The sequence below is a fragment of the Klebsiella sp. HMSC25G12 genome, assembly GCF_001807705.1.
Lineage (GTDB): Bacteria > Pseudomonadota > Gammaproteobacteria > Enterobacterales > Enterobacteriaceae > Klebsiella > Klebsiella variicola.
In genome coordinates, this window is record NZ_KV789904.1 from 32,561 (window position 1) to 45,545 (window position 12,985).

11 protein-coding genes are annotated in these 12,985 nt (G+C 34.8%); all 11 read right to left on the bottom strand.

Going from position 1 to position 12,985, the window contains the following annotated elements; all coding sequences use genetic code 11:
• Positions 1 to 26 precede the first annotated feature (26 nt).
• The 11 genes from HMPREF3096_RS29535 to HMPREF3096_RS17505 all read right to left on the bottom strand — a co-directional run bounded on the left by HMPREF3096_RS29535 (position 27) and on the right by HMPREF3096_RS17505 (position 12,908).
• Complete coding sequence (locus HMPREF3096_RS29535) at positions 27 to 1,466, bottom strand: DUF2264 domain-containing protein (protein WP_074184595.1); 1,440 nt, start codon at positions 1,464 to 1,466, stop codon at positions 27 to 29.
• An 18-nt stretch (positions 1,467 to 1,484) separates the two neighbouring features.
• Positions 1,485 to 2,516 carry a glycosyltransferase gene (locus tag HMPREF3096_RS17460; protein ID WP_023280330.1) on the bottom strand — a complete coding sequence of 344 codons (1,032 nt, stop codon included), beginning with the start codon at positions 2,514 to 2,516 and terminating at the stop codon, positions 1,485 to 1,487.
• Positions 2,513 to 3,271: a glycosyltransferase family 2 protein gene (locus tag HMPREF3096_RS17465; RefSeq protein ID WP_023280331.1), complete on the bottom strand. Its 759-nt coding sequence runs from the start codon at positions 3,269 to 3,271 to the stop codon at positions 2,513 to 2,515. The genes HMPREF3096_RS17460 and HMPREF3096_RS17465 overlap by 4 nt, the downstream gene beginning before the upstream one ends.
• On the bottom strand, positions 3,264 to 4,565 hold the full coding sequence (locus HMPREF3096_RS17470) for a flippase (protein WP_023307299.1): 1,302 nt from the start codon (positions 4,563 to 4,565) through the stop codon (positions 3,264 to 3,266). Before HMPREF3096_RS17470 ends, HMPREF3096_RS17465 begins: the two co-directional genes overlap by 8 nt.
• A 17-nt stretch (positions 4,566 to 4,582) precedes the next feature.
• On the bottom strand, positions 4,583 to 5,461 hold the full coding sequence (locus HMPREF3096_RS17475; RefSeq protein ID WP_023280333.1) for a glycosyltransferase: 879 nt from the start codon (positions 5,459 to 5,461) through the stop codon (positions 4,583 to 4,585).
• A gap of 22 nt (positions 5,462 to 5,483) precedes the next feature.
• Positions 5,484 to 6,329, bottom strand: coding sequence for a glycosyltransferase (locus HMPREF3096_RS17480; RefSeq protein ID WP_053075659.1), 846 nt, complete (start codon positions 6,327 to 6,329; stop codon positions 5,484 to 5,486).
• 35 nt (positions 6,330 to 6,364) lie between these two features.
• Positions 6,365 to 7,594, bottom strand: a complete 1,230-nt coding sequence (locus HMPREF3096_RS17485; RefSeq protein WP_023307298.1) for an EpsG family protein — start codon at positions 7,592 to 7,594, stop codon at positions 6,365 to 6,367.
• A 33-nt stretch (positions 7,595 to 7,627) separates the two neighbouring features.
• Positions 7,628 to 9,055 (bottom strand): undecaprenyl-phosphate galactose phosphotransferase WbaP, encoded by a 1,428-nt coding sequence (wbaP, locus tag HMPREF3096_RS17490; protein WP_064144550.1) that lies wholly within the window; start codon positions 9,053 to 9,055, stop codon positions 7,628 to 7,630.
• Positions 9,056 to 9,155: 100 nt separating this feature from the next.
• Positions 9,156 to 11,321 (bottom strand): polysaccharide biosynthesis tyrosine autokinase, encoded by a 2,166-nt coding sequence (locus tag HMPREF3096_RS17495; RefSeq protein WP_070544534.1) that lies wholly within the window; start codon positions 11,319 to 11,321, stop codon positions 9,156 to 9,158.
• A gap of 16 nt (positions 11,322 to 11,337) precedes the next feature.
• On the bottom strand, positions 11,338 to 11,772 hold the full coding sequence (locus HMPREF3096_RS17500) for an arsenate reductase/protein-tyrosine-phosphatase family protein (protein ID WP_040185265.1): 435 nt from the start codon (positions 11,770 to 11,772) through the stop codon (positions 11,338 to 11,340).
• Positions 11,772 to 12,908, bottom strand: coding sequence for a polysaccharide export protein (locus tag HMPREF3096_RS17505; RefSeq protein WP_064144552.1), 1,137 nt, complete (start codon positions 12,906 to 12,908; stop codon positions 11,772 to 11,774). The genes HMPREF3096_RS17500 and HMPREF3096_RS17505 overlap by 1 nt, the downstream gene beginning before the upstream one ends.
• Positions 12,909 to 12,985 lie beyond the last annotated feature (77 nt).

Genomic DNA, 12,985 nt, shown 5'->3' on the forward strand with positions numbered 1-12,985 from the left:
CAACTCCATATTACGCTTTGGTTAATTTATAACAAACCATTCAGCTTTGAGCTAAAAGAAGTTATACCTTTTTCAAGTAAACCTTCTGATTTTCGCATTGAAACGCCCAAAATTCTTTGAATACATCTAGCCAACAAACTTATACTTTCTAATTTCCGGTCAGGCGGCAAATAATCATGCTGTCTTCCTGAGTCTTTTTTATGAATAACAACAATTTCCTTTGTTTTGTTTACACCTATAATACACAACCCAACATCTTCAATTTCAATTATATAGTCACCTATTTCAACGGGTAAAAGTTGCTCCTCAGCATCCCACAAACCAATATTATGTCCACTAAAAAAGGCAATATTGAGCGCACGTAGTGACCACAAACTACTGCCAGGACCGCTGTAATCATCAAGTAACCTTTCATCCGTTGCAAAAATCCCTTGAGTCGGAATGCCATTTTGTAAAGCACCATTTTTTATATAGTATGACAAACTGCAACTCAATGATCTCTTAATTTGACCAATTGAGCAGGGTCTATTTCCAATAGAGGCCCCCGCTATTAAAGGTGCCGTAACCGCTAGTCTATAACATAAACTACGCCCGAATAATGGAACACCGGAGGGACCTATAAAATATTGAAATCCTGCATTAAATTTATCAATAGCAGCAGAAATAAACTCTTTATCAAAATCAGGTTCGATAACACTTAACCAGTATAATGAGTAATAAAATCCCCATGCATTGTAATAATCATATCCTCCATCAATACCATCTTTAAACCATCCATCATCGTTGTAAAATTCTTTAATCCTTTGATAATATTTAATATTGATTTGATCATTACCTGTCAATGATTTCAAAACAAACTGAATCGTTAGTGGAAAAAAAAGCCAATTATTATCTATAACTTTATAACGTAAGCATTGGTTAAACCAGTCTGAAATTTGTTTTTTTTCCGTAATTGTATAACGCACCCAGACGTAATCTTTAGAAATCCATAAAGCAAGTGCAAGATCAGCGGCTTCACAAATCCTGTGATCAGAATCACCATCTATATCTCCCCAATAACTTGGCGAAGTTTTATTGGTACCTTTGATAAAGGATTGGTGCAAAACCTCCGAAATATCTATCATATTTCCATCTAATGACTTGAAGGAGTTTGTATTAGAGAAGTGCCGCCACGCTGCTATTGTAGGGAGGAAGCGACTTACTCCCTCCATTGCATTTTTCTTTGCCCCTTGACTCCCGGGATAGCCGGGATAATATACATGAGTGTAATCTCCCCCTGAATAATATAAAAATGCTGACATTATATATTGAAAAAGAGAGTCACATTTTCTATCTAGCGGGATTTCATCGTTATCGAATGTTTCTTTGATAAAACCATCATACATATCATATTTATTTTTTATTTTAATTTCTCTAATTAAATTTTGTTTAAGCAACCCTGCCGCTTTAAATAGTTTCTTTTTCATATCACTGATTACTCGACATTAAATGAGAGAAAGCCAAAGCTTAGCGATTTTTTCTTCAGAAAAATCAACAGCTGTTTGCTCAGTATTCCTACTCATTCTGAAATAAGTCTCATCATTTGTATAGCTTCTCAGCGCATTTAAAAATGTAGCTGAATCACTTGCCAGAAAGCCATCGACATCATTAGAAATAATTTCGCGAGGGCCAGTTGGACAATCAAAAGCTATCACCGGCATTGACCACGATTTCGCTTCCAACAAAACCATAGGCAAACCTTCATAACGTGACGTCATTAATAATATATCGCACTCTTTATAAAGTGAAGGCATGTCTGACACCTTACCAAGAAACTTGACCTTTGATTCGAGATTTAGTGACTTTGCCTGAGACTCGAGTTGAGCGCGTTTAGAACCATCTCCAGCAATGTATAATAACCAACCATCAGTATCTTTTAGTTGTAGGAAATCATGCCATATAGGTAATAGCCTATCGAATCCTTTTTGTTCTTCTAGGCGACCGACAGCTAATGCGATTTTCGTACGAACCTTTCGAACATAATATCTATATTTAAGTGGATTTGATATTTTTATATTCTTAATATGATATTTACTCAACTTTTTCGAATCACGCTCTGTAAGAACAACAACATTATGATAGAGGCGTAGTAATGTATACTTTAAAAATTTTACCATAAAAGGAAATGAATCAAGCGAAACATGTTCACATGTAATCAATTTCATTTTATTTTTATTCAAAAAAAATGTCGCTAAAACAATAAAAAAAACGCTCAATTTCCCCATACTAATAACAAAGACAGTATCAGGCTTTTCCTCATTTATATCTTTAATAATATTAAAAATTTTGTTTTTACGTCCTGAATAACTTTTAAGATTTGCAATCTTATTATAAGGATAAAATGTCTCGCCTTTTCCCGATAATGAATAAATAGTTATGTCAGCATGATCTCCAAGGCATTCACTCATATAATTACATACATTTTCGGTACCAGCATATGAATAGGCATTCTCGATAACAAATGCGATCTTTCTCATTTTCTTTTCACCTGCAGAGTAAATCTAATGCCATTTAACACGTAATAAATATAATAAATAGATACTTTCAATTTTTCTCCATTGAAAATTTTAGTTAATATCTTATAATGCCATCCCGCTGCTTTCTGCTTATTTCTTGAAAGCGATCCAGATACTTCATAGTAATTGACAACAGATTGTCTTAGTACTGATAACAGGTTGTACTCTTTAAGCAATAAATAAATAAAATAAAAATCCTCATGCCCCATGTTATTAAATAAGATATTCTCTTTAGGTCGTTTAAAAATTAAAGAAGAAAAGCAAACTCTAAACTTTTTCTTCAAAAAATCATCCATGCTCAAATATCTTAATTTTGTTGAGATTGTTACGCAAGTTTCGCCCTTTATATAATTATAAAACGAACAGACCACATTAACATTATCATTTACAATGCTATCCATTTGCATGCTTAATTTATTGTCATGCCACTCATCATCTGCATCTAAAAAAGCAATATATTTCTCCTCGCTTAATTTTATTGCTTCATTTCTTGCATTTGCTGCTCCGGCATTTCGTTTTAGGTTAATTATCGTTACTTTTGGCTCTTTATCATATTTCTTTAATATATTTAAAGTATTATCAGTTGATGCATCGTTTATTACATATAAATGCCACTTTGTATAAGTTTGTTTTTGTACAGAGGCTATAGCCCGCTCTATTGTATACATACCATTGTAAACGGGTACTATAACCGCCACTGTCATTTCATTATTCATACTTACTCACTATTTTATAAGTTGACGGTTTTAAGGATGATATTTGTATTTTTAGCACAACCGCCGATTTAAAGAAGTAATTGAAGATTGTTAACGATAGAAATTCTGTCACTACAGTGCTAAAAGCAGCCCCTTCCACACCATGCAACTTCGTTAAGAAGATTGCAATTGGAATAGTAACAACAGCTACAGCAACTGTTTTCTTTGATAGATAAGCATACCCGCTGTCATAAACAATGTATTTGTTTACAATAGGCACCATCGCGGAAAATAAAGAGTTAACACAAAGAATAAGCATTATAGGATAAGCAGTTTCATATGCTTCTCCATATAGAATGTGAACAACCCATTTACCAAATAAAACTATATTAAAAATTACAAATACAGAGATCATAAAAATCAGACCATGCAAGCGAGCAACCATGAGTGCTGCTTTATCTTTATTGCTCTCGGCATAAATTTTTGAATAATAAGATGTTATTATCGAAGTTGTTATAAACATCCATGCAGTTGCCAATTGACTGGCAACCGAAAAAATCCCAAGTTCAGCGTCACCGCCAAAATGCATAATAACAAATTGGGTTATTCTAGCATAGATAATTACGGATACAGATGATATAGCTAATGGTATACCCGCCATAAACATATATCTGCTATATCTTAATTTATTTCTAAACTTTGCTTTATGGAATCCATGAGTTCTAGAGTGTTCTTTCCTATAAAGATAGCGTCTTAACAGATAAGGCACCAATGTCACTAATATAATAGGTAACGATAAAAAGAGTATATCAAGTTTATATAATACAATGACATACCTAATAAGCAAACTTGTAACCAATCCTATGACATTGCAAATGGTATTTATCTTCGAATTTAACGTAGCATTATTATATACAGCGACAACATCAATTGTTGCAAAATAATATGCGACAGCGGTTGCAATTCCGAAAATAAAAGTAACATGGTCTGAATTTATTTGTAAGTAGAATAACACCCCTAGTGAAAGTATGAAAAATAATAAATGCCTCATGACTGCCGTTGAATGAATAAGCCTTCGTCCTGAGATCGGATTTTGACTAACCCTTCTAAACAGCAAATATTCTGAGCCAAAGTTACATATAGCTTGAATTATGATAAAAATTGAAGCCACATATGATATTTTACCAAAATTTGCAGGGCCAATATATTTGGCAACATATGATGTAACAAAGATCAAACCAAAAATTGATATCACCTTTTCCAGGATCATCCATATTGAGTTTGATAACACCTTGTTTCGTAAATTAATACGCATACTTTTCTCGTATTCTTTTATTTAATATATTTATTATAAAAATAATAAAGTCTTGGGTAATAGTATGGCATCCTATATTTAAGTAGTCTTTTTTGTAGACTAAACTCGCCGATAAGTTCCTTGCAAAATATTGAAAATTCCACCTTCCTATTTATCAGATCCATATACTTTAAGCTTAACAAGTTATGTTCACTCAAAATTCCTGCATGTTTCCTTATGAATGTTTCATATCCGTTATAAGCCTTACTTGTAGTGCTTATTCTATTTCTGGATGTATCCGTATCCAAATACATTGTACAAGCATTTAGTTTATATGCTGCACCATGCTTATTAATAATTCTTAGCCACGTATCATAATCTTGCCATGCAGGCATATCCGTATCAAAACCACCGACACTCTCAATGATATGTTTTTTAACAAATATTTGATTACCCACAGCATTAAAATTTTTCATCTCATCTAAGGATATTACCATTCCGCCTTCTCGAGTCTTAATTCGCTCCGTAGACGCTATGGTTACATTAGCACAAATAAATGAGTATTTATTTAACTCACCAAATGAAATAAAAAGTTCAAGTCTTTCCGGAAAAAAATAATCGTCATCATCTAAACCCGTAACAAATTCTCCTTTTGCTTGATGAATCAAAATATTCCGACTATAGCAAGCACCCATAGTATTTTCGTTTACAATATAAACCAATCCGTTGAAGGAATTATTATACTTCTCGATAACATTCGTGTAATAAGATAAATATTTAGCTTCCGAGTTATCATTACAAATTAAAACTTCAAAATTCCTAAACGTTTGTTTTGTTAATGATGCTAACGCTCTGTCCAACATATCAGGACGGTTACGGGTAGTAATATAAACCGATACAAGACTCGTTTCGCTCATTGAAGAACCCCATTCATTATTTTTAGCGAATTAATTCAGCTGACGGTGTCAGAAAGCGTCTAATTTTTTTAACTTTACAAATGTGTATTATCAATGAAAAAACAACTTTTAATATTTTATTTCGCCTTTTCATTTCAGGAAGTTTTGCATCATCATATATATACTGTCCAGTATCATAATTCAATTCTGATTCATCCCAAATTTTATTTTTCCGTAGTTCGTGTGAAAAAAGTTTCTTGTTTTCTTCTGGCTTTCTTAATAAAAGTCGAGACCTCATCTGCCTTGCGCTACGATATTGATAATGTTTTAGTCTTATACGCTTTTGATAGGGTTCATTCAAAAACAAAGGATTAGCAAAGTTTAGCGGCCAAAGTGTTTGAGGGGTTATTCTTACAAACCTTATTTCTGACCAATCACATAAGTAATATTTCAGTCGTTCTTCAATTGGCAAGGAGATATACGATTCGTCCTTTTCTTCCATGTCAATCATCTTCTTCGTATAGTAATACTGGAAGCTTGCTGAATAGACATGATCAACTTTCCGTGGACATTCAGACAAAAAGTCGCGTGGATCATCGATATATATTTCATCAGAATCAAGTCGACACCACCATGCTTCATTATTGCACAAATATGAATAATCATTAAATACTATGGCACGGATTGAGTCTCTAAAACCACCGCTATATACGCCCCAAAGAGTTACTTTATCATATTTATTAGTTAACTCCTTAATAATAGCAAGCGTACTATCAGTGCTCCCATTATCCATTATGATTATCTTTGTCGCCCAATGTAATGCACTTAATATGGTCTTCTCAACAATATCTTCTTCGTTCTTAACTACCATACAAGCTATAATATTCATATATATCCATTTACGTAAGTTAATTCAAAAAGACTTTATTTACCACCCAGTTTGTTTTTAACCCAGTTTCCATCAGAGTCTAATTCTGAAAGATAATTATTAAACTGGTCCATATTATAGTATAGTAAAACTGCAGGAGGTAAATATAGTCCAGTCCATAATCTTGCCATTTGTATTTGACGTCTTTCCAAATAAATATTGATAAAAGTAATGTTGAAAAGCAATATAACAACAATCATTGGTTTAATAATACTCCTTAGCCAATAACTACCATTAATAACAAACGCACCAAACATTACAAACTGTATAGATATACCGATTAAATATCGATTCAACGCAGTTATTGATATAGCCATAACGAATGAAATAGCGATAAGATGCCGAACGAAATTATCATATTTAGTATTGACACCATCATTTTTAAAGTAAATAACTGTCAAAACAACGAATAAACCATATTTATACAATTGTAATAACAATGTATGACTATCATCAGTAACATTAGCAAAATCACTATCTACATAACCATTTATGAAGTAATCATTGACAACTCCAAGATTAACATGTGATAGGATAACTGGTACCAGTGTACTGCTCATTACAAAAAAAATAATAGAAAATATAATGCATTGCTTTTTGGACATCTTATAAAAACAAGAAGCTATAAATGCAACAACTACTAAGTACATTGATGCATGACACAGGCAGGATAGTATTATATATACTGCTCCCTTTCCTTTTTTTTGGGTTGAGTAAAGCACTACACCTCTTAACATTAATGCCACCGCGAAACCAAAGCGAAGGGTGGATGCGATCATTACAACATCGATGAAAGAAAAAACCGCAAAAAAAAGTATCAAGAATCGTTGTTTACTTATGCCCTCATCTTTTAACCATATGCTTGAAGCTGATATCATTACAAAATATACGGAAAGCGCACTGTAGATAGCTGGAATAAAATAAAATGGAATTCCTAGATTAAAAAAAGCCCAAGCGTTAAAATAAAACAAAACATCAATGTGACCGTATAAAGCATCACTCAATGTTGTATTACTTGTATATTGTAGGTAAGTTACTAAATACCGCCGATAAAGATCTTGATATGGTGGTATTTTTATAGTAATAAAGAAAACAAATATCGATAAAATTAAAATACAATACTTTGCATTTTTTTTATTCAATTGAAATATAGATATCAGAACTCCAAGAATCGGAGCTATCATCAATCCAGAAAATGAAACGATAAATGATTTATTTAACTTCATATTAACCTTATTTTTTCAAAATAATAGAAATGATTAATATGCCCCATCTTTTTTCAAGACAACCCCTATGGTCTTAAATAAAATTGCAATATCATTCCACATTGACCAATTTTTTACATACCAAGCATCAAGATATACTCGTGTCTCGTAATCGACATCACTTCGACCACTTACCTGCCATAAACCAGTCATTCCTGGCTTACTCAGCAGATAATAATCTACTTCATCATTGTATCGTTCTAATTCTGCTCTAATTATTGGACGAGGACCAACCAAACTCATTTCCCCACGCAATACATTGAATAGCTGCGGTAACTCATCTAGACTTGTGCGTCTCAATATAGCGCCAATCTTTGTTATTCTTGGATCTTTTTTTAACTTAAACGTTAAATCCCATTCTTTTTTTGCTTCGGGGTCAGTTTCCAAGACTCTTGAAAGTACCTCATTCGAGTTAACAATCATAGAACGAAACTTCAAACATTTGAAAGGCTTACCTCCTTTACCTATTCGTTCATGACCATAAATAGATGGCCCACCGTCTTTTTTAACTTTATTACTAATGTATATGAGTAACGGTGATAAAATAATTATAATCCCTAAAGATCCGATTATATCGAACGTTCTTTTAATTATTCTGGATGAGAGTTTTGCTAAATTATGTTGCACTCTGAATATCATGACCTCATGACTGAAAATGAATGACATATCTGTGCTATCCAAAGGCATCCCTCTCAATGTTGGAATAACAGAAACATATCGATATCCTTTAATCATCAATTTCCTCAACCACGCATTTCGAACATCACTTTGTGTTGATTCGACTGCAACGATAAATTGCGTTCTTCTATCCTTTGTCAATAACCACTCTTGGTTATCATTTACTACAGGTATATTTGTGAATATATTGTCAACCTTGTTCTCTGTACCACACCGCAGAAAACCCACAATTGCCAAACCCAAGTTTTTTTCACTACTTATGGCCTTATATGCTTCAACAGCATTTTGCCCGCTTCCAATAATCCATGTATCTCTGCTCCACATCCCAAAATAATCTATAATCCATTTTGTACACATCCGTGCTATAGGGACCAGAAAGAGTACAATAAGCCAAGTAATAAGCCATTGTATGCGGGGAAATGACCAAGATGTAAATGCTACAACAGCAATCTCAATAGTTGCAAAAATAATTAATGTCCGCAATATTTCTTTCAATTCAAACCAAAAGGTTTTTCTGTAAAAATAATGTCTTAATCTAATAGAAAACCATGCAACGCAGCATCCACCAAGCAACCAATGTAGCAAAATCCAAGCGGCTATGTCATCTTTTGATATTACTATATAATATTCACTTGAAATAAACCTCATAATTCCTAAAGCAATGTAAGCTGAAAATATGAAGCTTAAAAGGTCAGATAATGCTAGTGCCACACTAACTATAATATTCTTCCCGGTAAGAGTCATTATAATCTCTCTTTATATAAAAAATCATGTATTTGGGAATATTCCAAATCCAAGGAAAACATTGGCCTTGATTTTTATTTCAGGCCAATGCCTCAGTACATTATGTATTATCTTTATATGAATAACCATAATGATTGTAGCCATATCCATAATAACTACTTGCCTTTTTCAGTATACCGTTAAGTATACATCCTTTTGCGACTATGCCACTTTGTTCAAATCGTTTGAACGCCACATCCATTTCTTTAACTGTATTTAGCTCAAAACGTGCAACTAGCAGTGTAGTTCCTGCATAATGCCCTATAATTGCCGCATCGGTAACGGCAAGTATTGGTGGAGTATCTAATATAACTAAATCATAATTTTGGCTGGCCCACTTCAGCATTTCTTCCATTCTACGATGCATTAATAATTCGGTAGGATTTGGAGGAACAACACCACGCGAAATAAAGTCAAAGCCCGCTTCTGGAATTTTTTTTAGGGTAGCTTCTAAACCAAGTTTTCCTGACAAATAGTTAGATAGACCATTATCATTTTCAACATCAAACACCTTATGCACATATCCTTTTCGCATATCGGTATCAATAAACAATACTTTCTTTCCCGTTTGAGCTACAACAGCTGCTAAGTTCGAACTAATGAATGTTTTACCCGCATTTGGGCTTGCACCTGATATCATCAAGATATTATTTCGAGCTTCAATCATTGCAAAATGCAAACTAGTTCGAAGCCCACGAATTGCTTCTATAGCTAAATCAGCAGGATTCGTTGTGGCTAATAACCCCGTATATTCCTTATGAGTAATTTTTTTCCTTATATTTTTTATTGATCGATCATTGCTCACCAAACTTTCAGCAACGGGCACACTTGCATACACATTTATGCCGATTTCTTCCAACTGCTCTGGTGTTTCAATTCCCCGACGTAACATGATTCGCAAGAACACAACACCTATAGCAATACTAAGCCCTAGAATAAAACCTATAATAACAACCAATATTTTTTTAGGCTTAACTGGTTTTAGTTGCGTTACAGCGTCATCGATGATCCGTACATTTCCTATTGCACTGGATTTTGCTATATTTAACTCTTGCTGTCTATTGAGTAACTGCATATAAACAGCTCGACCAGATTCAACATCACGACTCAACCTTAGGATCTCTTGTTGCGTCTCGGGCATTGACGATACTTTCTTATTTAATCTAAGCTTTTCTTCTTGCAGAGTTTTTCTTTTCTCCATTAAAGCTTTATATGTTGGATGCTCTTTAGTATATAATTGAGATATCTCTGATTCTCTAAATGTCAGTTCATTTAATTGATTATCCACATTGACTATCTGATCCAGAACTGCTTTAGCCTCTAAAGATAAATCAACCGAATCACTTTGTCGCCGATATGCATTGAGCTTGTTTTCAGCTATATCAAGATCATTTCTTACCTTCGGCAACTGTATATTTAAGAAGTCTAAACTCTTAGCATCCTGAGCCGCTTGCCTAGATATATTTTGAGCCAAATAGTTTTCACTTATGCTATTTACGATGTTTTTGATCAGTTGCGGATTCTCTCCCGTATAGGAGATTGATAATATACCCGTATCTTTCCCTTGATCAGATACATTCAGATTATCAAGTAAATCAGCTATAGCTTTCAGACGATTGAAATAATAAATAGTAAATGTATCGCCTGGCTTAGCTGATATATCATTGACTTTTATTGCCAATTGTTTGTTTTCAAGTAATTCTCCAACGCGCCCATTAAATACCGCACCATCATATTTTATTTGATAATGTTCCCCGTCTTTAATTTTTAATTCTAACTGCGTTACATCATCATTTGCATTTGTAACATATAATCGAGTTACCTCAATATTGCTTGGCTTTTCACCTAATAACCGAGCAAAACCCTGACCAAAAATAGGAAAGTAATTCTGCTTGATCATAATTTGTAAATTTAAATCATCAACAGTTTTACCCAAAATCATTCTTGATTGAATCAATGATATTTCAGGGGCTGACTGCGGCTGACTATCTGGTAGCATTTGACTAAGGTTACTTAAAATTGCGTTCCCTTGTTTTTGTTCAACCTGAATCAAGGAATTTGCCTGATAAATGGGCGTTGCAAATATTGCGTAGACCAGAGAAATTAAGGTACAGAAGGATGTAATGGCTATGATTAATTTTCGATGATCTATTAGCTCACCGATTAATTTACCTAAATCCATTTCATCATCATCTTTCAAAATATTCTTACTTGTAGCAGAAGACATATTAATTGTTCCTGAATTATGAAGCTAACTTCGAAGCCCACAGGCTACCCGCCTGTTCAATTAATTTATAAACGAGTTCAAATGCTTCCTCGCTTTTTTTATAGGGATCTGGAATGTTTTTTCTATCAAGCCAATGACCAAACAACATTATTTTCCCTCGAACTTCAGGCGCAATGCTTCCAATTTGTTCGACATGTGAACGTTCCATTACAAGAATCAGATCGTATTGTCTTGCTATTGATGATGTTAATTGCCGTGCTTTATGTCCTTCCAAGCATAGATCATGTGCTTCTGCTACCTTTATTGCCGTTAAATCCGCACCGTGACCAATTAGTGCACCCGTTCCTGCAGAATCCACTATTTTATTTGGCATCATCTTACGGAGATAACGTTCACCAATCGGAGAACGACAGATGTTTCCCGTACAGACGACAAGAATAGATTCAAACATTATTTCATATCCTTGACAAACTTAACGGTTTCAGTTATGTCATGCACGCCGGAAATTGTTGGAACCAGTTGAGAAATCACGCGATTCCAACGAACCAATGGTGCTGTAGTGACATAAACAATATCATACGGTTGTAACTGGAATTCTGTACCTAACACCATTGCCGAGGCATCCTGAGCGTTAAGCTGATAGATATTAGCAATTTTACCCTGACTATCACCTTTAATCTGACGAATGACAAACACACCAGTGGCGTCACTGAAAGCTTGTGACATACCTTCCGCATTACCCAGAGCTTCCGCCAATGTCATCCCACTCCTGTCCATCTTCATTGTGCTTTGCTTACCTACTTCGCCCATGACAAATACTTTTAGATCGTCATTACGCGGCACAAAAAGAATATCGCCTGGATATAGCAGATGATTTTGGGTCAAATCCCCTTTCTGCATTAATGCATATAGTGAGACTTTTGTGTCTTTACCGTTATGGGTTAATACAACATTACGCCAGTCAGCGTCTGCTGATAATCCGCCAGCAGCATTTATTGCATCCATCACCGTTAAGGGAATATTGGTAATTGGCTGTTGGCCTGATTTTGCAACTTCACCAGTCACATATACTTTTTGAGATCTGAAGGCCGCAACGCTTACATCTACCTGAGGACTTTCAATGTATGTAGTTAATCGACTGGCTATATCCTGTCGTACCTGAGCGAGAGTTTTTCCCGCTACCTGCACCTTACCAATATAAGGATAGAAAATGGTACCATCGGAATTAACCCAGTTACCGGTGTCACTGGCGCTACGGTATTGACCTGCAGGTGTCGTCAGTTCCGGGTGATCCCAAACGGTGACCATCAGTACATCGCCCACCCCAATGCGATACTCATAACTCCCCAGTAAATTATCAAGCTGCGGGTTTGGACGAGCCAGAACAGTTTCCGGACGAAGCTGATCGATCAGGCCTGGTGTCATCGGATACACGTTCACCAGTTTATCCAGATCGTAGTCGCTATCCGGAAGCTCAACCACATTCTTGCGCAGACTGTTTAATCCCTGACCAGGGATAATAGTACAACCCGATAAAAACCCAATTGCCAATGCTAACGCCGAAAATCTAACAATTTTTTTCTTCATAATGTCACATCATCAGTAAATCAAAATTTGCCAATTCCTGAGCAGCTGTCATCGCCGTTGCTTACCTGCCGGCTTGT